Source organism: Rathayibacter sp. AY1A7 (assembly GCF_002930845.1).
Lineage (GTDB): Bacteria > Actinomycetota > Actinomycetes > Actinomycetales > Microbacteriaceae > Rathayibacter.
The window spans coordinates 20,520-38,380 of the sequence record NZ_PSTL01000026.1; the positions used below are offsets into that span (position 1 = coordinate 20,520).

The window sequence follows — 17,861 nt, forward strand, 5'->3', positions numbered from 1 at the left end:
ACGGCGCGCTACACCTCGCCGAAGCCCGACTCGACCAGATCGCCGAGCCGGCCGATCGCCTCCTGGGCCTGCGGCCCCGACGCCGAGAGGACGACCTCGTCCCCGCGGTCGAGCCCCAGCGACATCACGCCGAGCAGGCTCGTGGCGTCCTTGCCGTTCGCATCGATCCGGGCGTCGAAGGTGGCGGCGAGCGTGACGAAGTCGGCCGCGGGACGGGCGTGCAGGCCGTTCGGGTTGATGAGGCGGACGCGGCGCTGCACGCGCTCGTCACCGGGCGCGGTCTCCTCGGCGGGAGCAGCGAGCGCCTCGCCCCGGGCCGACTCCGCGGCGGCGAGCACCTCGTCCAGCGACGCCCCCGTGCCCGCGGCGACGGCGGCCGCGACCGCCCCCTCCACCAGCGGGGCGTCGGCGATCCGGACCCGGGCGCGCGCGTCGTCGTCGAGGAACTCGACCGCGGTCTCCGCCGTCATGATCGCCGAGCCGAGGTCGCAGAGGACGACGACCCCCTCGCCGGAGTCCGCTTCCGCCAGGGCCGCCGTGATGCGGTCGAAGCTGGTGCCGATGCCGCCGTCGTCCGTCCCGCCCGCGGCGACCAGCGCGACCGAGGCCGCCATCTGCTCCGCGAGCTCGACCAGCCCCTCCGCCAGCTGCGCGCTGTGCGAGACCAGGACCAGCCCGACGCTCACGCCGCCGCCTCGGCTGCTGCGCGGAGCAGGAGAACGGTCGACACGCTGCCGGGATCACGGTGCCCGATGGCGCGCTCGCCGAGGTAGCTGGCGCGTCCCTTGCGGGCGACCAGCGGGTCCGTCGACTCCGCTCCCCTCTGCGCCGCCTCCGCCGCCGCGGCGAGGACGTCGGCCGGAGCCCCTCCCTCCTCGGCGGCGGCCGCGGCCGCGTCGACCGCCGGCGTCCACGCGTCCACCATCGTCTTGTCGCCCACCTCGGCCTTGCCGCGGAGCACGATGCCGTCCCTCGCCGCGGCCAGGAGCGCTGCGACGTCCGCACCCTCGAGCGCGTCCTCGCCCGCGACCGCGGCGGAGGCCTTCAGGAACGCCGTGCCGAACAGCGGGCCCGAGGCGCCGCCGACGGTGGAGATGAGCGTCGTCGCGACCAGCTTGAGCACGTCCGCCGGGAGCCCCTGCTCCGGCGCCCCGTCCAGCTTCGCGACCACGGCCTGGAAGCCGCGGTCCATGTTCTCGCCGTGGTCCCCGTCGCCGATCGCCCGGTCGAGCGTGATCAGCTCGACCCGGTGCTCCGCGATCGACTCGGCGGCGCGGCGGATCCACGCCGTCGCCCACGCCGCGTCGAGCCCGGCTCCCTGTGCGTCCTGCATGGTCGTCTCCTCCTCGTGGGCCGCTCCTGCGGCTGTCGTTCCGGTCATGGTGTGCGCGCGGGCGCTCAGCGTCCCCACCGCAGCGCCGCGGTCTGCACCGGGGAGTCCCACAGCTCGGTCAGGGCGTCGTCGAGCTTGAGGACGGTGAGCGAGAAGCCCTGCATCTCGAGCGACGTCGTGTAGTTGCCGACGAGGCTGCGTGCGACGGTGATCCCCTTCTCGGCCAGCGCCTCGGCTGCGCGGCGGTAGGCGAGGTACAGCTCGATCTGCGGCGTGCCGCCCATGCCGTTCACCAGGAGCAGCACCTCGTCCCCGGAGGAGAACGGCAGGTCCTCCAGGATCGGGCCGAGGATCCGGTCGACGATGCGGTCGGCCGGCTCCAGCGCGATCTTCTCCCGGCCGGGCTCGCCGTGGATGCCTATGCCGATCTCGATCTCGTCCTCACCCAGCTCGAAGCTCGGCTCGCCCGCGTGCGGGACGATGCACGGCGTGAGGGCGACGCCCATCGAGCGCACGTTCGCGATCACCGTCTCGGCGATCGTCGCGACCTCGTCGAGGGAGTCGCCCCGCTCCGCCGCGGCGCCCGCGATCCGCTCGACCAGCACGGTGCCTGCCACGCCGCGGCGGCCCGCGGTGTAGAGCGAGTCCTTCACCGCGACGTCGTCGTCGACGATCACGCTGCGCACCTCGATCCCCTCGGCGCCGGCGAGGTCGGCCGCGGTCTCGAAGTTCAGGACGTCGCCCGTGTAGTTCTTCACGATGTGCAGCACACCCGCGCCGCCGTCGACGGCCTGCGTGGCCGCGACGATCGGGTCGGGCGTGGGCGAGGTGAAGACGGGACCGGGGACGGCGGCGTCCAGCATCCCGAATCCGACGAAGCCCGCGTGCAGCGGCTCGTGCCCGCTGCCGCCTCCGCTGACGATGCCCACCTTGCCCGAGCGGGGCGCGTCGGCCCGCACCACGAACAGGGGATCCGACACCACCCGGACCAGGTCGGCGTGCGCCAGGCCGAAGCCTGCCACCGACTCCGTGACGACGTTCTTCGGGTCGTTGATGAGCTTCTTCATCGAGGTCTCCTCCAGGATCGGGCCACCACTCGGGCGTCCCGTGACCTGCGGGCGATCCGGCGCGTGGTGGATCGCCGCCCGCACCGTCGCGGACAGCAGCCCCACGTTACGCCCTGCGCTCGCGCCTACGGCAGCGGGACGACGGCGCGCTGCGTCTCGCGGACCCACTCCTCGAGCTTGGCCGTGGCGGCCCCGGAGTCGACGGCCTCCGCCGCGCGGTCCATCGACGTCCGCAGGCGCTCCAGGACGGGCGTGCGCACCAGGTCCGGGTCGCGCGCCAGGTCGAACGCCGCGAGGCCCGCGGCCGCGTTCAGAAGGACGATGTCGCGGACAGGGCCGCCGTCTCCCGCGAGCACCGAGCGCACCACGCTCGCGTTGTAGGCGGCGTCGCGGCCGCGCAGCTCGTCGATCCGGGCGCGGGGCAGGCCCAGGTCGCGCGGATCGAGGTCGTGCTCGACCACGGAGCCGCGCGACACCTCCCAGATGTGGCTGTGACCCGTGGTCGTGAGCTCGTCGAGGCCGTCGTCCCCGCGGAACACCAGAGCCGTCGCCCCGCGCGTCCGGAACACGCCGACGACCAGCGGCACCCGGTCGAGGTGCGCCACTCCGACCGCCGACGCCTCGGGACGCGCCGGATTGCAGAGCGGGCCGAGGAAGTTGAACACCGTCGGCACGCCCAGCTCGGCGCGCACCGGACCGGCGTGCCGGAAGCCGGGGTGGAAGAGGGACGCGAAGACGAAGGCGATCCCCGTCCGCCGGAACACCTCGGCCACCCGCTCGGGGGAGAGGGAGAGGTCGACCCCGAGTGCCGCGAGCACGTCGGAGGAGCCGGAGGAGGAGGACGCGGCCTTGTTCCCGTGCTTCACGACGGGCGTGCCGGCCGCGGCCGCGATGATCGACGCGGTGGAGGAGATGTTGACGGTCCCGAAGCGGTCCCCGCCCGTCCCGACGATGTCCAGGGCCATCGGGTCCACGTCCAGCGGCACCGCGTGGTCGAGGATCGCGTCGCGGAAGCCGACGATCTCGTCGACGGTCTCGCCCTTCGCCCGGAGGGCCACCAGCAGTCCGGCGAGCTGCGCCGGAGTCGCCGCGCCCTCCATCACCTGCTCCATGGCCCACGTCGCCTCGGAGACGCTCAGATCGGAGGACTCGAGGAGTGCGCTGAGAACGTGCGGCCAGGACAGGGTTTCCGACATGGCTCCCAGATTATGCGACGAGGATCGCCTCCCGGCTAGTGCGACTTCCCTCCCCTGCCATCGGCCATAATGGTCTGTGTGACGAGCACCTCTCTCTCCCCCGCGGCCACCGCGCCCGTAGTGAACCGACCCAACCCGGTCGCGGTCGGAACGATCGTCTGGCTGGGCAGCGAGGTCATGTTCTTCGCCGGCCTGTTCGCGATCTACTTCACCCTGCGCAGCACCTCCCCCGAGCTCTGGGGCGCCGAGACCCAGATCCTCAACGTCCCCTACGCGGGCGTGAACACGGTGATCCTCGTGGCCTCGTCGTTCAGCTGCCAGTTCGGCGTGTTCGCCGCCGAGCGGCTGCAGCCGCGTGCGACGGGCCTCAGCCCGTTCAAGTGGGGCATGGTCGAGTGGTTCTTCCTCACCTACGCCCTGGGCGCGGTCTTCGTCTCCGGCCAGGTGCTCGAGTACGCGACCCTCGTCTCCGAGGGCGTCACGCTCTCCAGCAACGCCTACGGCTCCGCCTTCTACCTGACGACCGGCTTCCACGCCCTGCACGTCACCGGCGGCCTCATCGCGTTCCTCCTCGTCATCGGCCGCGGCTTCGCGGTCAAGAACTTCGGCCACAAGGAGGCGACGAGCGCCATCGTCGTCTCGTACTACTGGCACTTCGTCGACGTCGTCTGGGTCGGCCTGTTCGCCGTCATCTACTTCCTCAAGTGACGCGCCCGCCGATGCCCCACTCCACTCCCGACCCCCGCAGGAAGGACGCCTCGATGGCCTCCCCGAAGACGAAGAGCCGAGCCAAGAAGGGTCGCCGCCACCCGCTCGCCACCCTGGCCCTGATCGCCATCGGCCTCGGGCTCACCGGCGGGACCTACGCCGCGGTCGGCGTCGCGACGTCCGCCTCCGCGGAGACGTCGTCCACCAGCCAGCAGACGATCGACGAGGGCTCGAAGCTCTTCGCCGCGAACTGCGCCACCTGCCACGGCCTCGACGCCGCGGGCACCGACAACGCTCCCTCCCTCATCGGAGTGGGCGCGGCGTCGGTCGACTTCCAGGTCGGCACCGGCCGCATGCCGATGCAGATGCACGGCCCCCAGGCGCTCGAGAAGCCGGTGCAGTTCACCGACGAGCAGGTCGGCGAGCTCGCCGCCTACGTCGCGTCGCTGGCCCCCGGCCCCGCGATCCCCGAGGGCGAGGTCCTCGACGGACAGGGCGACGCGGCGAACGGCGCCGAGCTGTTCCGCATCAACTGCGCCATGTGCCACAACGTCGCCGGAGCCGGCGGCGCGCTCACCGAGGGCAAGTTCGCTCCCCCGCTGGGCGGCGTGACTGAGGCGCACATCTACGAGGCGATGGTCACCGGCCCGCAGAACATGCCGGTCTTCAACGACCTGAACATCTCGCCCGAGGACAAGCGCGACATCATCTCGTACCTCAAGTACATCGAGGCCAACCCGTCCCCGGGCGGATTCGCGCTCGGCTCCCTCGGGCCGGTCGCAGAGGGCCTGTTCCTCTGGATCTTCGGCCTCGGCGCGATCGTGGCCCTGACGGTGTGGATCACCGCCCGATCCAACTAGACGACTGCAGCGCCCTGACGGGCGCGACTGACCCACGGTACCGACTGGTGCCGACACGGCGTGAAAAGGAGAACCATGGCAGAGCACGATGAGGGTGGCACGGACCTCGCCACCTCGTCGGCCACCGGGCACGGAACGGCTCCGGCCGGCACCGCGGTCGTGACGCGGGACCGCGTCCAGGACCCGGGCCTCCCGCCGCACCGCCCCCGGATGACCGACCTCGACCCCAAGGTCGAGAAGCGTGCCGAGCGCACGGTGTACACGCTCTTCTACCTCTCCTTCGCGGGCTCGATCTTCGCGGTCGCCGCCTACATGGCGTTCCCGATCACCGAGGACGTCGCGTCGGTCCGGCTGAACACTCTGTTCATCGGCCTGGGCATGTCCCTCGCGCTCCTGGGCATCGGCATCGCCGCCGTCCACTGGGGCAAGCAGCTGATGTCGGACCACGAGGGCATCGACATCCGCCACCCCGTCCGCAGCGCGGAGCCCACCCGCGCCCGTGCGCTCGAGATCTTCGACCAGTCCGACAAGGAGTCCGGCTTCGGCCGCCGCTCCCTTGTCCGGAACAGCCTGATCGCCTCCCTCGTCGTGTTCCCCCTGCCCGCCGTGATCCTGTTCCGGGGCCTCGGCCCGCAGGACCAGAACCCCGTCGCCCTCCTCAAGACCACCCTGTGGGAAGAGGGCACGAGGCTCACCCTGGACCCGTCGGGAGCGCCGATCCTCGCATCGGACGTCACCCTCGGATCCGCCTTCCACGTCATCCCCGAGGGTCTCAACGACGCCGAGGGCAAGCTGGAGGAGAAGGCCAAGGCCGCCGTCCTCCTGATGCGCCTGAAGCCGGAGGACCTCATCGTCAGTGAGGGTCGCGAGACCTGGAACTACGACGGAATCGTCGCCTACTCCAAGATCTGCACGCACGTCGGCTGCCCTGTGGCGCTGTACGAGCAGCAGACCCACCACCTGCTGTGCCCGTGCCACCAGTCGCAATTCGACATCACGCGCGAGGCCGCCGTCATCTTCGGCCCGGCGAAGCGTCCGCTTCCGCAGCTCCCCATCACCGTCGACGCCGAGGGTTACCTGGTCGCCAGAAGCGACTTCACGGAGCCCGTCGGACCGTCCTTCTGGGAGCGATGACTCACATGTCCACCACCACCCCCTCACGCCCCTCCAGCTCCCCCGCGGAGCCCGAGGACGGCGTCATCCTCGGATCCGGCAAGTTCCAGAAGGGGTACGTCGGAGCGGCGTCGAACTACATCGACGAGCGCACGAGCATCTCCGCGGTCGTCAAGGAGTTCGGTCGCAAGATCTTCCCCGACCACTGGTCCTTCCTCCTCGGCGAGGTCGCGCTCTACAGCTTCGTCATCATCCTGCTGTCGGGCACCTTCCTCACCTTCTTCTTCCAGGCCTCGATGGTCGAGACGCACTACGAGGGCAGCTACCTGCCCCTCAAGGGCATCGAGATGTCGGCGGCGATGTCGTCCTCGCTCGACATCTCCTTCGACATCCGCGGCGGCCTGCTGATGCGGCAGATCCACCACTGGGCGGCACTGCTGTTCGTGGCCTCGATCGGCCTGCACATGCTGCGCATCTTCTTCACCGGTGCGTTCCGCAAGCCCCGCGAGCTCAACTGGGTCATCGGCTTCGTCCTCTTCATCCTCGCGATGGCCGAGGGCTTCACCGGCTACTCGCTCCCCGACGACCTGCTCTCGGGCAACGGCCTCCGCATCATCGACGGCATGGTCAAGGGCATCCCGATCGTCGGCACCTGGATCTCGTTCCTGCTCTTCGGCGGCGAGTTCCCGGGCACCGACATCGTCGGCCGCCTCTACACGCTGCACATCCTGCTGCTGCCGGCGCTGGTGCTCGCGTTCATCGCCCTGCACCTCGTGTTCGTGGTCGTCCACAAGCACACCCAGTTCCCCGGTGCGGGCAAGACCGAGCAGAACGTCGTCGGCTACCCGGTGCTGCCGGTCTACGCCGCGAAGGCCGGTGGATTCTTCTTCATCGTCTTCGGCGTCGTCGTCCTCATCGCCTCGCTGTTCACGATCAACCCGATCTGGAACTACGGCCCGTACGACCCCTCGCCCGTCTCCGCGGGAACCCAGCCCGACTGGTACATCGGGTTCGCCGACGGCGCCCTGCGCCTCGTCCCGCCGGGACTCGAGTGGGCCATCCCGGGCATCGGAACCCTGTCGTTCAACATCCTGATCCCGCTCGTCGGTCTCGGACTGTTCATCGCCGTGGTCATGCTCTACCCGTTCCTCGAGGCGTGGATCACCGGTGACAAGCGCGAGCACCACCTGCTCGACCGCCCGCGCAACGCCGCGACCCGCACCGCGATCGGTGCCGCCGGAGTCAGCTTCTACGCCGTCCTCTGGGCCGCCGCCTCGTCCGACCTCATCGCGACGCACTTCCACCTCACGATGGAGGGCGTGATCCACAGCCTGCAGTTCCTGCTCATCGCGGGTCCGTTCATCGCGTACTTCATCACCAAGCGCATCTGCCTGGCGCTGCAGAAGAAGGACCGCGAGATCGCGCTGCACGGCTTCGAGTCCGGCCGCATCGTCCGCCTCCCCGGCGGCGAGTTCATCGAGGTGCACCAGCAGCTCGACGAGTACGAGCGCTGGAAGCTCGTCGGTCAGGACGAGTACGAGCCCCTGATGATCCGTCCGGACTCGCGTGGCCGCATCACCGCCCCGCAGCGCGTCCGCGCCGGCCTCTCCCGCTGGTTCTTCGAGGACCGGATCACCCCCGTCACCCAGAAGGAGCTCGAGAGCTCGCACAGCGAGCACTGATCCTCCCCCGAAGGGCCCGGACGTTCATTCGTCCGGGCCCTTCGTCGTTCCCGCAGCGGGGCGGCGCCTGTCCTCCTGCGCGGTGGAGGTCGGCGGTGGACCGAGAGCCGGTGAGACCGGATCACAGCGCCTCGACGGCGACAAGCCGGCAGGAACGTGAGGCGATCCTCCGGACGGAGAGGCCCCCGCTCCGCGGATCACGAGATGCCATCTGACCGCCGAGCTGGAGACGTCCGCCTCCCTCGGATCACCGAGTGATTCAGCCTGTCTCCGTTGTCGCGGCGTCGTCGTCCGGTGAGGTCCCCGTCACCGTCCACGTCGAGAGACTCGGCATCGGTTCGAGGGTACCCGTCCCCAGCAGGCCTATCAGGACTGCCTTCCCCCCCACTCACGGTCGAACCCTCTGTGATCGGCGACGGCGACGCTCGCCGGTGCGACCGAGGAGGCGACCTCCGGACATCGACGACCGTCGCTGCAGCGGCGTCTCAGGCTCCCTGTCGTCGCGCCGACCGGCACACAACCCGTTAGCAAGTACCGAGGAGCTCCACGAGCTGAAGGGGCGCGCGTGGTTCCGTCGGGGTGCAGGCTCCACTGGGTTCAGAACGGTGTGCAAGAGGCCCGCAGGGCGGCGCAGGCGCCAGAACAGGCGCAGCAGCCCCAGTACAGCCGCAGGCGCAGCAGTATCCGCGATCCGTAGCGCGCCACCGCCGTCGGCACGCCGACAGGCGCACAGGAGAGCCGCCACAGGCGTAGCCCGCTCACCCGCGACCGGAGCAGGAGCCGTCGCAGCGCAGACCCGTAGGGGTGATGACGCGGGCCGACGCTCCTGCTCGGCGCCGCCCGCTGCACTCCCCTGCGAGCTTCCACGTCGCGGGCCGTCGGGATGTGCCCCGACGAGTTCCTCCGCGCAGGACGCCTCGGTGTCCCGCCAGCATGACACCGCGAGAGATCCAGCTCAGCTCGTCATCCCTCACTGAGCGGTCCCGGCCCTCACCGGGAGGTCCCGGCTCTCACCGGGAGGCTCGATCCGCCACCGATCGGCGAGTGCCGCCCCTGCACGAAGCCGAACGGCCGAGCCGACCGGGCCCCGACCGCGCGTCGCTTCCTCCTGGATAAGCGAAAGGGCCGGGTGCACAGAGCCGAAGCCCTCGTGCACCCGGCCCTAGGCCGTGCGATGCGCCCTAGCGGGCGAAGTATCCGCGGTAGTACTCGTACACCCAGCCGGCGATGGCGACCAGGAAGAGCCCGACGGCGATGTAGGTGATCCAGAACCCCACGGCAAGGCCGAGGAATCCGAGAGCCGCGGAACCGCCCAGGATCAGCGGCCACCAGCTCCACGGGCTGAAGAAGCCCTGCTCGGGGTCTCCGTCGTCGATGTCCGCATCGAGGCGGTCCTCGGGGAGCTCAGCACCCTGCGCCTTGTGGACGCGGCCGACATAGAACGCGATGAACGCGCCCAGCACGGCCGAGAGGCCGATGCCGACGGTGCCGACCCACTCCACCTGGCCCGTGTCGAGCAGCGACCACACGATGTACGTGATGTCGGCGAGGAGGAAGAAGCCCGCGAGGAGCCAGAAGAGATTGACGTTGGCGCGCATGGCCCTACTTCACCGTGCCTTCGGACTTGTCGTACGTGGGGGCGTCCGGAGCGTCCTTCGCCGGACCGATTCCGACGGGGATGCCGGCCTCGGGGTGGTTGAGGTCGAACGCCGGGGCCTCGCTTCGGATGCGCGGGATCGAGGTGAAGTTGTGGCGGGGCGGCGGGCACGAGGTGGCCCACTCGAGCGACCGGGAGAAGCCCCACGGGTCGTTCACCGTTACCTTGGGCGCCTTGCGGGCCGTGATGTACACGTTCAGGAAGAACGGGATCAGCGACACCGCGAGGATCATCGCTCCGACCGTCGACACCTGGTTCATCCAGGTGAAGCCGTCCTCGGGCAGGTAGCTGGCGTAGCGGCGCGGCATGCCGACGACGCCCAGCCAGTGCTGGATGAGGAAGGTGGTGTGGAAGCCGATGAACAGCAGCCAGAAGTGCCACTTGCCCAGCGTCTCGTTCAGCATCTTGCCGGTCCACTTGGGCCACCAGAAGTAGAAGCCCGAGAACATCGCGAAGACGACGGTTCCGAACACGACGTAGTGGAAGTGCGCCACCACGAAGTACGAGTCCGAGACGTGGAAGTCGAGCGGGGGCGACGCGAGGATCACGCCGGTGAGTCCACCGAAGGTGAAGGTGATCAGGAAGCCGATCGCCCAGATCATCGGGGTCTCGAAGGTCACCGATCCGCGCCACATGGTGCCGACCCAGTTGAAGATCTTCACGCCTGTCGGAACCGCGATGAGCATGGTCATCAGCGAGAAGAACGGCAGCAGGACCGATCCGGTGACGTACATGTGGTGCGCCCACACCGTCACGGAGAGGGCGGCGATCGCGATGGTCGCGTAGATCAGCGTCTTGTAGCCGAAGATCGGCTTGCGGCTGAAGACCGGGAAGACCTCGGACACGATCCCGAAGAACGGCAGCGCGATGATGTACACCTCGGGGTGGCCGAAGAACCAGAACAGGTGCTGCCAGAGCAGGACGCCGCCGTTGGCCGCATCGTAGATGTGTGCGTCGAACACGCGGTCGGCGCCGAGGGCGAACATCGCGGCGGCGAGCACCGGGAACGCGAGCAGCACGAGGATCGACGTCACCAGGATGTTCCAGGTGAAGATCGGCATGCGGAACATCGTCATGCCGGGAGCGCGCATCGTGATGATCGTCGTGATGAAGTTCACCGCGCCGAGGATCGTGCCGAAGCCCGAGAGCGCGAGGCCGAAGACCCAGAGATTGCCGCCGAGCCCTGGTGAGAACGTCGTGCTCGACAGTGGCGCGTACGCGAACCAGCCGAAGGACGCCGCACCCTGCGGGGTGACGAATCCGGCGACCGCGATGAGCGAGCCGAAGCTGTAGAGCCAGTACGCGAAGGCGTTGAGGCGGGGGAACGCGACGTCGGGGGCGCCGATCTGCAGCGGCATCAGGACGTTGGCGAAGCCGGCGAAGAGCGGCGTCGCGAACATCAGCAGCATGATCGTGCCGTGCATCGTGAACAGCTGGTTGTACTGCTCGCGCGTCTCGACCACGTTCAGGCCGGGCTCGAACAGCTGGGCGCGGATGACGAGTGCCATCACGCCGGCGATGCAGAAGTAGATGAACGACGTGATCAGGTACATGTACCCGATGACCTTGTGGTCGGTCGACGTCATCCAGCGGACGAGGACGTTCGCCTTGCGCTGGACCGGCGGAGTGCCGGCGGTGCGCGTCGGGCGGGGTGCCGTGGCGGTGCTCATGCTCCCTTACTCCTCGTTCTCGCGGGCCGGCGCGCCGGTTCCGGGAAGGTTCGAATTGCGGTTGTACTCGGCGCCGAGCTGACCGGTCTGGCCCGCGTCGCGCAGCGACTGGATGTAGTCGTCGTACTCGCCCTGCGAGACGACCTTGACGTTGAAGAGCATCGCGGAGTGGTACTCGCCGCAGAGCTCGGCGCACTTGCCCGCGTAGGTCCCCTCCTTGAGAGGCGTGACGTACATGTAGTTCGTCTTGCCGGGGATCATGTCCTTCTTGTAGAGGAAGTCGACGACCCAGAAGGAGTGGATCACGTCGCGCGCGTCGAGCTGGATCTTGATCTTCTGTCCGACGGGCAGGTAGAGCGTGGGGATCTCGGACTCGACGAGCGAGCCGGCGGCGTCTCCGCCCTCCTGGTACTGGCCCTGGATGCCGGCGGAGTAGACGTCCTCGTCGACGTAGTTGAAGTCCCACGCCCACTGCTTGCCGTACACCTGGATGGTCTCGTCCGGGTCGTCGTAGGGCTGCTCGATGGCGGCCTGGTCGCGCGCGGTGAAGGCGAAGAAGCCGATCACGAGGATCAGCGGCACGATCGTGTAGAAGATCTCGATCGGCATGTTGTAGCGCAGCTGGACCGGCAGGCCGGTCTGCCCCTTGCGACGGCGGTAGACGACCACCGCCCAGATGGTGAGACCCCACGTGACGACGCCGACGGCGAGCAGGACGATCCAGGAGGTGACCCAGAGTCCGATGACGCGGTCGACGTGGTTCGTCGTGCCCGGTTCGGTGGGGAGCCAGCCCTGGAGCTGCTCTTGCGTGCAGCCCGCGAGGACGAGGGCGAGGGCTCCTGCGACGGGGGCAGCGACCCATCTGCGGATTCGGCGATTGAAGCGCACCGGTGACCTTTCGGAAGACTGGGGACCAGTTCACACGAAACTGTATTAGACCGGCTCCAGCCTACCCTTCCGCTCCGGCGGCCCGGTGCACGACGACCCGCTCTTGACGTCCCGGTCGAGTGGTGCAGTCATAACGAACGGCGCCCGACGGGCCACCGGAGTGGACTGTCGGACGCCGTTCGGAGGCGCTGCGGCCCGGGGCCGCGCGGCGTCAGTGGAAGCTGTCGCCGCAGGCGCAGCTGCCGCCCGCGTTGGGGTTGTCGATGGTGAAGCCCTGCTTCTGGATGGTGTCCTCGAAGTCGATCGAGGCGCCGTCGAGGTAGGGGACGCTCATCTTGTCGACGACGAGGCCGACGCCCTCGAACTCCACCGCGGCGTCGCCGTCGAGGGTGCGCTCGTCGAAGTAGAGCTGGTAGATGAGGCCGGAGCAGCCGCCGGGCTGCACCGCGACGCGCAGGCGCAGGTCGTCGCGGCCCTCCTGCTCGAGCAGGCTCTTGACCTTGGCGGCGGCGGTCGGGGTCATCGAGACGCCGTGGGCCGCGCTGGGCGGGGTGGCGAGGGGGGTCGCCGTCTGGTCGGTCAGTGTGTCTGACATGTCACTCCTCAGGGGACGGGCGGAACGGTCGTCGTGCCTTCCGGGATTCTACGGCTGCAACCCGGGTGGTCACCCGGGTATTCCACGACCGGTGGTCAGTCGCGGTGAGCGGCGGCGCGGAGCAGGAACAGCGCCTCGGTCTGCGCGGCGCGCTTGAAGACGCCCAGGTGCAGCGACTCGTTGGGGCTGTGCGCGCGCGAGTCGGGGTCCTCGACACCGGTGACGAGGATCTGCGCCTCGGGGAACTCGCGCACGAGGTCGGCGATGAACGGGATGCTCCCGCCGATCCCAGTCTCGAGAGGCTCGCGTCCCCAGGCGTCCGCCATCGCGCCCTTCACCAGGTCCACGGCCCAGCCGGTCGCGTCGACCAGGAACGGACTGCCGGTGTCGACGTCCTCGATCGCGAGGTGGGCGCCGAACGGGGAGTTCGCCCGGAGGTGGCTCTCGATGGCGGCGAACGCCTCCTCCGCGTCCTGGCCGGGGGCGATGCGGGCGCTGATCTTCACGCGCACGGACGGGACGAGGGTGTTGGAGGCGTCGACGACGCTGGGCGCGTCGATCCCGGTGACCGTGACGGCCGGCTTCGACCACAGGCGCGAGAGGATCGCGCCGGTGCCGATCGGCGAGACCCCGTCGAGCAGCCCGGAGTCGCGGCGGAGGTCCTCCTCGGTCGTCTCGGGCACCGCTCCGTCGTGCTCGGTGAGGCCGGCGACGGCGACCGAGCCGTCCTCGTTCCAGAGCGTCGCGAGCAGGCGGACCGCCGCGAGCATCGCGTCCGGGACCGCTCCGCCGAGCATGCCCGAGTGCGAGGCGTGCGCGAGAGTGCTGACGGTGAGGGTGAAGGTGACGTTGCCGCGCAGGCCCACCGTCAGCGCGGGGGTGTCGACGTCCCAGTTGTCGCTGTCGGCGACGATGATCGCATCCGCGCGGAGGGCGTCGTGGTGCTCGCGGAGGAAGGTGGGGAACGAGCGCGACCCGAACTCCTCCTCCCCCTCGATGAAGAGGACGAGCCCGAGGTCGTGGTCCTCGCCCGCGACCTCGCGGAGTGCGCGCACCGCGGCGAGGTGGGACACGACTCCCGCCTTGTCGTCGGCGGCACCGCGCCCGTACAGGCGGTCGCCGCGCACGGTCGGCTCGAACGGAGGCGTCTCCCACGCCGACTCGGCGCCCTGCGGCTGAACGTCGTGGTGGGCGTAGAGGAGGACGGTCGGCGCTCCGTTGCGGGCGGCGCGGGTGGCCAGGACGGCAGGCTGGCCGAGCACGTCGGTGCCGTCGATCGTGGCGCTGTGGATCGCGACGTCGTCGAAGACGCCCGTCTCGCGCGCGAGCTCGGCGATGGCCTCGGCGCTGGCGGCCACGCGGGTGGCGTCGAAGCCGTCCCACGAGACGGACGGGATCCGCACGAGCTGCCCGAGCTGGGCGAGCGAGCGCGGCAGATCGTCGCGGACGGCGGCGAGGACGGCCTCCTCGTCGGAGGAGAGTGCGGGCGGAGTCGGAGCGTCGTGAGCCATGGAGGTAATCTTAAGAGACCCCCGATTCCAAGGACGTTCCCCGTGGCCAAGCACCCGATCGCAACCGACACGCCCGACGACGCCGGCTCGCCCGGCTCCGGGAAGGGCCGGCCGACGCCGACCCGGCGCGAGCAGGAGCTGGCCCGCAAGCGTCCGCTGGTCGTCACCGACCGCAAGCAGGCCGCCCGCGACGCCCGCGAGAAGGCCGCCGTGTCACGCGAGCAGGCCCGCATCGGCCTGGCCGCCGGTGACCAGCGCTACCTGCCGCTGCGCGACAAGGGTCCTCAGCGCAAGTTCGTGCGCGACTGGGTCGACGCACGCTTCAGCCTCGGCGAGTTCCTCATCCCGGTGATGGTCGTCGTCCTGCTGCTGAGCTTCTTCCCGCAGCCGGAGCTGCAGTACGCGACGCTCGTCATCCTCTGGGTGTTCTTCCTCCTCGCGGTGATCGACTGCATCCTCCTCGGCATGCGGATGCGCCGGAAGCTCGCCGAGCGCTACGGCGCCGACAAGGTCGAGAAGGGCATCCGCTGGTACGCCGCGATGCGCGCCCTCCAGCTGCGCGTCATGCGACTGCCGAAGCCCCAGGTCAAGCGCCGCGCCTTCCCCGAGTAGTCGGACGGCGGACCACGAAGGGCCCCTGCGGTCGCGCCTCGCGCGGCTCCGGGGGCCCTTCGTGGTGCACGGCGGGTCAGGAGGCGCGGGCCAGTCCCCGGTTGATGTCCCGAGCCCACAGGGGCCCGCGGTAGATGAAGGCGGTGTAGCCCTGGACGAGGGTGGCGCCCGCGTCGAGGCGCTCGCGCACGTCCTCGGCCGTCTCGACTCCTCCGACGGAGATCACGCAGAAGGCCGCGGGGACGACGCCGCGGATCACGCGGAGCACCTCGAGCGAGCGCGCGGCCAGCGGGGCACCGGAGAGGCCGCCGGCGCCGGCCGCCTCGACCACGGCGCGGTCGGTCGAGAGGCCCTCCCGGGAGAGTGTGGTGTTGGTCGCGATGATCCCGTCCAGACCCAGGCGGACGGCGAGCTCGGCGACCCGGCCGACCTCGTCGTCGGAGAGGTCCGGGGCGATCTTGACCAGCAGGGGCGTCGTATCGGCGGCGTCCTTGACGGCCGCGAGGAGCGGCTCGAGGCGGTCGATCTCCTGCAGGCCGCGGAGCCCGGGGGTGTTCGGCGAGCTGACGTTCACGACGAGGTAGTCGGCGAGCGGCGCGAGCAGGCGCGTGCTGATCAGGTAGTCCTCGATCGCGTCGTCCACCTCGACCACCCGGCTCTTGCCGATGTTCACGCCGATCACGGGGCGGCGGCGCGCGCTGCGCAGCCGGATCAGCCGTTGCGCCGCGGCCTCGGCGCCGTGATTGTTGAAGCCCATCCTGTTGACGACGGCGCGGTCCGCGATCAGCCGGAAGAGGCGCGGCCGGTCGTTGCCCGGCTGCGCCCGAGCGGTCAGGGTCCCGACCTCGACGTGTCCGAAGCCGAGCGCGCCGAAGCCCAGGACCGCGGTGGCGTCCTTGTCGAAGCCGGCCGCGACGCCGAACGGGGTCTCGAAGCGGAGGCCGAGCGTCTCGACCGCGGGCGTTCCGCGCGGGACGGTGGTCCGGCGCAGGACCGGAGCGAGGGCTCCGAGGGCCCGGATCACCGGGAAGCTCAGGTGGTGCGCCCGCTCCGGGTCGAGGCGGCGCAGGACGGTGCGGAACAGGAGCGGGTACACCCGGGCCTCAGATCTCGTCGGCGCTGTGGGGCACGGAGGTGCGCTCGGCGCGGAGCAGGGTGATCGCAGACTCGAAGTCGTCCAGCGAGTCGAACGCCTGGTAGACGCTCGCGAAGCGGAGGTAGGCGACCTCGTCGAGCTCGCGCAGCGGCGGCAGGATGGCGAGGCCGATGTCGTTCGCGTCGATCTGCGACGCGCCCGTGGAGCGGATGCTCTCCTCCACCCGCTGCGCGAGGACGGCGAGATCGGTGTCGGTGACGGGCCGGCCCTGGCAGGCCTTCCGGACGCCGCTGACGATCTTCTCGCGGCTGAACGGCTCCACGACTCCGCTGCGCTTGATCACGACGAGGCTCGCGGTCTCGGTCGTCGAGAAGCGCCGGCCGCACGACGGGCACTGCCGGCGGCGGCGGATCGAGAGGCCGTCGTCGCTCGTGCGCGAGTCGATCACTCGGGAGTCGGGGTGCCGGCAGAAGGGGCAGAACATCGAGGGCCTCTCGGTCTCAGGCGAAGCGGGCGTCGACGGCGTCGCCGTGGGCGGGCAGCGCCTCGGCGTCGCTGAGAGCGCGGATGTGCGGGGCGACGCGCTCGAGCGCACCGCGGTCGTACGAGATCAGCTGCTGCGGCCGGAGGAAGGTGTAGGCGCCGAGCCCGGAGGAGAAGCGCGCCTGCCCCAGCGTCGGGAGCACGTGGTTGGAGCCGGCGAGGTAGTCGCCCAGGCTCACCGGGGTGGTCGGACCGAGGAAGATCGCGCCGGCGTCGTGGATCCGCTCGGCCGTCGCGACGGGGTCGGCCGTGTGCAGCTCGAGGTGCTCGGGGCCGTAGGCGTCGCTGAACGCGCAGGCGAGCTCGAGGTCGTCGACGATCACGAGCGCGGACTGCGGGCCGTCTAGTGCGATGGCCACGCGCTCCGCGTGGTGGGTGGCAGCGGCCTGGGCGGCGACCTCGCGCTCGACGGCGGCGGCGAGCTCGGCGCTGTCGGTGACCAGGACCGCGGAGGCGGCCTCGTCGTGCTCGGCCTGGCTGACCAGGTCGGCGGCGACAAGGCGCGGGTCGGCGGAGTCGTCGGCGATCACGAGGATCTCGGTCGGGCCCGCCTCGGAGTCGATGCCGACCTGGCCGAGCACCTGGCGCTTCGCGGTGGTGACCCAGACGTTGCCCGGCCCGGTGATGATGCTGACGGGGTCCAGCCCGATCGAGTCGACGCCGTAGGCCAGTGCGGCGACGGCTCCGGCGCCCCCGACCGCGTAGACCTCGTCGATGCCGAGCAGAGCGGCCGCCGCGAGGATCGTGGGGTGGACGGAGCCGCCGAACGCCTTCTGCGGCGGCGAGACCAGGGCGATGGAGGCGACTCCGGCGGCCTGCGCGGGCACGGCGTTCATGACGACGCTCGACGGGTAGACCGCCTTGCCGCCGGGGACGTACAGCCCGGCGCGGGCGACGGGCTGCCAGCGCTGGGTGACCGTGGCGCCGTCGTCGAGCTCGGTGGTGCGGGGCGGGGGGATCTGTGCGGCGCTGGCGCGGCGGACGCGCGCGATCGCCTCCTCGAGTGCGCTGCGGATGGCCGGGTCGAGGCGGTCGAGCGCCTCGGCGATCTGCTCGGCGGGCACGCGGAGTTGCGGGGGGCGCACGCCGTCCAGCCGCTCCGCCTGGTCGAGGAGCGCCTCCGCGCCGCGTTCTCGGACGTCGGCGATCAGCTCGGCGACGACGGGCCCGACGGAGGCGGACGTGCCCGGATTGCGGGGCACGAGGGCGAGGAGCTCGGCGGAGGAGGGACGACGGCCGCGGAGGTCGAGAGTCTGGATCATGGCCGCCCCAGTCTACGCGCCGCCCTCCCCCGCTCCCTCGCCCTCGTGCCCCGCAATCCGGGCACGTC

Annotated in this window: 17 protein-coding genes; 5 read left to right on the forward strand and 12 right to left on the reverse strand. The window is 70.5% G+C overall.

Annotated features, from left to right (window positions below):
- Positions 1-8 precede the first annotated feature (8 nt).
- From dhaM to trpD, 4 genes are all read right to left on the reverse strand, one after another.
- On the reverse strand, positions 9-686 hold the full coding sequence (dhaM, locus tag C5B95_RS15375; RefSeq protein WP_104349568.1) for a dihydroxyacetone kinase phosphoryl donor subunit DhaM: 678 nt from the start codon (positions 684-686) through the stop codon (positions 9-11).
- On the reverse strand, positions 683-1,333 hold the full coding sequence (gene dhaL / locus C5B95_RS15380; RefSeq protein WP_104349569.1) for a dihydroxyacetone kinase subunit DhaL: 651 nt from the start codon (positions 1,331-1,333) through the stop codon (positions 683-685). The genes dhaM and dhaL overlap by 4 nt, the downstream gene beginning before the upstream one ends.
- Before the next feature lie 65 nt (positions 1,334-1,398).
- Positions 1,399-2,400, reverse strand: a complete 1,002-nt coding sequence (gene dhaK, locus C5B95_RS15385) for a dihydroxyacetone kinase subunit DhaK (RefSeq protein ID WP_104224645.1) — start codon at positions 2,398-2,400, stop codon at positions 1,399-1,401.
- Between the two features lie 125 nt (positions 2,401-2,525).
- Positions 2,526-3,596 (reverse strand): anthranilate phosphoribosyltransferase, encoded by a 1,071-nt coding sequence (gene trpD / locus C5B95_RS15390; protein WP_104225357.1) that lies wholly within the window; start codon positions 3,594-3,596, stop codon positions 2,526-2,528.
- 69 nt (positions 3,597-3,665) lie between these two features.
- Between trpD and C5B95_RS15395 the strand changes: the two genes are divergently transcribed.
- From C5B95_RS15395 to C5B95_RS15410, 4 genes are all read left to right on the forward strand, one after another.
- Positions 3,666-4,304 carry a heme-copper oxidase subunit III gene (locus C5B95_RS15395; RefSeq protein WP_104349570.1) on the forward strand — a complete coding sequence of 213 codons (639 nt, stop codon included), beginning with the start codon at positions 3,666-3,668 and terminating at the stop codon, positions 4,302-4,304.
- A 53-nt stretch (positions 4,305-4,357) separates the two neighbouring features.
- Positions 4,358-5,164: a c-type cytochrome gene (locus C5B95_RS15400; protein WP_104224648.1), complete on the forward strand. Its 807-nt coding sequence runs from the start codon at positions 4,358-4,360 to the stop codon at positions 5,162-5,164.
- Between the two features lie 75 nt (positions 5,165-5,239).
- Positions 5,240-6,298: a ubiquinol-cytochrome c reductase iron-sulfur subunit gene (locus C5B95_RS15405; protein WP_104225358.1), complete on the forward strand. Its 1,059-nt coding sequence runs from the start codon at positions 5,240-5,242 to the stop codon at positions 6,296-6,298.
- A gap of 5 nt (positions 6,299-6,303) precedes the next feature.
- Entirely contained in the window at positions 6,304-7,959 is a 1,656-nt protein-coding gene (locus C5B95_RS15410) for a ubiquinol-cytochrome c reductase cytochrome b subunit (protein WP_104224650.1), read from the forward strand.
- Positions 7,960-9,140: 1,181 nt separating this feature from the next.
- Here the strand turns inward: C5B95_RS15410 and C5B95_RS15415 are convergent.
- From C5B95_RS15415 to C5B95_RS15435, 5 genes are all read right to left on the reverse strand, one after another.
- The gene (locus C5B95_RS15415; RefSeq protein ID WP_104349571.1) at positions 9,141-9,557 is read right to left on the reverse strand and encodes a cytochrome c oxidase subunit 4; all 417 of its coding nucleotides are present in this window, start codon (positions 9,555-9,557) and stop codon (positions 9,141-9,143) included.
- 4 nt (positions 9,558-9,561) lie between these two features.
- Positions 9,562-11,286, reverse strand: a complete 1,725-nt coding sequence (gene ctaD / locus C5B95_RS15420) for a cytochrome c oxidase subunit I (RefSeq protein WP_104224652.1) — start codon at positions 11,284-11,286, stop codon at positions 9,562-9,564.
- Positions 11,287-11,292: 6 nt separating this feature from the next.
- Entirely contained in the window at positions 11,293-12,174 is an 882-nt protein-coding gene (coxB, locus tag C5B95_RS15425; protein ID WP_104224653.1) for a cytochrome c oxidase subunit II, read from the reverse strand.
- Between the two features lie 211 nt (positions 12,175-12,385).
- A complete protein-coding gene (gene erpA / locus C5B95_RS15430; protein WP_104224654.1) occupies positions 12,386-12,769 on the reverse strand; it encodes an iron-sulfur cluster insertion protein ErpA in 384 nt (127 codons plus the stop codon).
- 95 nt (positions 12,770-12,864) lie between these two features.
- Positions 12,865-14,280, reverse strand: a complete 1,416-nt coding sequence (locus C5B95_RS15435) for a dipeptidase (RefSeq protein ID WP_104225360.1) — start codon at positions 14,278-14,280, stop codon at positions 12,865-12,867.
- Positions 14,281-14,322: 42 nt separating this feature from the next.
- Between C5B95_RS15435 and C5B95_RS15440 the strand changes: the two genes are divergently transcribed.
- Positions 14,323-14,892, forward strand: a complete 570-nt coding sequence (locus C5B95_RS15440) for a DUF3043 domain-containing protein (protein ID WP_181027102.1) — start codon at positions 14,323-14,325, stop codon at positions 14,890-14,892.
- A 76-nt stretch (positions 14,893-14,968) separates the two neighbouring features.
- On the opposite strand, the gene C5B95_RS15445 is transcribed toward C5B95_RS15440, so the two are convergent.
- Genes C5B95_RS15445 through hisD form a run of 3 tightly spaced genes read right to left on the reverse strand, consistent with a single transcriptional unit; the run spans position 14,969 to position 17,793 of the window.
- Complete coding sequence (locus C5B95_RS15445; protein WP_104224656.1) at positions 14,969-15,988, reverse strand: quinone-dependent dihydroorotate dehydrogenase; 1,020 nt, start codon at positions 15,986-15,988, stop codon at positions 14,969-14,971.
- Between the two features lie 7 nt (positions 15,989-15,995).
- The gene (gene nrdR / locus C5B95_RS15450) at positions 15,996-16,472 is read right to left on the reverse strand and encodes a transcriptional regulator NrdR (protein WP_104224657.1); all 477 of its coding nucleotides are present in this window, start codon (positions 16,470-16,472) and stop codon (positions 15,996-15,998) included.
- Positions 16,473-16,488: 16 nt separating this feature from the next.
- Complete coding sequence (gene hisD / locus C5B95_RS15455; RefSeq protein WP_104349572.1) at positions 16,489-17,793, reverse strand: histidinol dehydrogenase; 1,305 nt, start codon at positions 17,791-17,793, stop codon at positions 16,489-16,491.
- Positions 17,794-17,861 lie beyond the last annotated feature (68 nt).

Coding starts and splice junctions, on each gene's coding strand:
- erpA (WP_104224654.1), bottom strand. CDS start 12,769: ATGTCAGACACACTGACCGACCAGACGGCGACCCCCCTCGCCACCCCG.
- nrdR (WP_104224657.1), bottom strand. CDS start 16,472: ATGTTCTGCCCCTTCTGCCGGCACCCCGACTCCCGAGTGATCGACTCG.
- hisD (WP_104349572.1), bottom strand. CDS start 17,793: ATGATCCAGACTCTCGACCTCCGCGGCCGTCGTCCCTCCTCCGCCGAG.
- C5B95_RS15405 (WP_104225358.1), top strand. CDS start 5,240: ATGGCAGAGCACGATGAGGGTGGCACGGACCTCGCCACCTCGTCGGCC.
- dhaL (WP_104349569.1), bottom strand. CDS start 1,333: ATGCAGGACGCACAGGGAGCCGGGCTCGACGCGGCGTGGGCGACGGCG.
- C5B95_RS15395 (WP_104349570.1), top strand. CDS start 3,666: ATGGTCTGTGTGACGAGCACCTCTCTCTCCCCCGCGGCCACCGCGCCC.
- C5B95_RS15415 (WP_104349571.1), bottom strand. CDS start 9,557: ATGCGCGCCAACGTCAATCTCTTCTGGCTCCTCGCGGGCTTCTTCCTC.
- C5B95_RS15400 (WP_104224648.1), top strand. CDS start 4,358: ATGGCCTCCCCGAAGACGAAGAGCCGAGCCAAGAAGGGTCGCCGCCAC.
- ctaD (WP_104224652.1), bottom strand. CDS start 11,286: ATGAGCACCGCCACGGCACCCCGCCCGACGCGCACCGCCGGCACTCCG.
- dhaK (WP_104224645.1), bottom strand. CDS start 2,400: ATGAAGAAGCTCATCAACGACCCGAAGAACGTCGTCACGGAGTCGGTG.
- trpD (WP_104225357.1), bottom strand. CDS start 3,596: ATGTCGGAAACCCTGTCCTGGCCGCACGTTCTCAGCGCACTCCTCGAG.
- C5B95_RS15435 (WP_104225360.1), bottom strand. CDS start 14,280: ATGGCTCACGACGCTCCGACTCCGCCCGCACTCTCCTCCGACGAGGAG.
- C5B95_RS15410 (WP_104224650.1), top strand. CDS start 6,304: ATGTCCACCACCACCCCCTCACGCCCCTCCAGCTCCCCCGCGGAGCCC.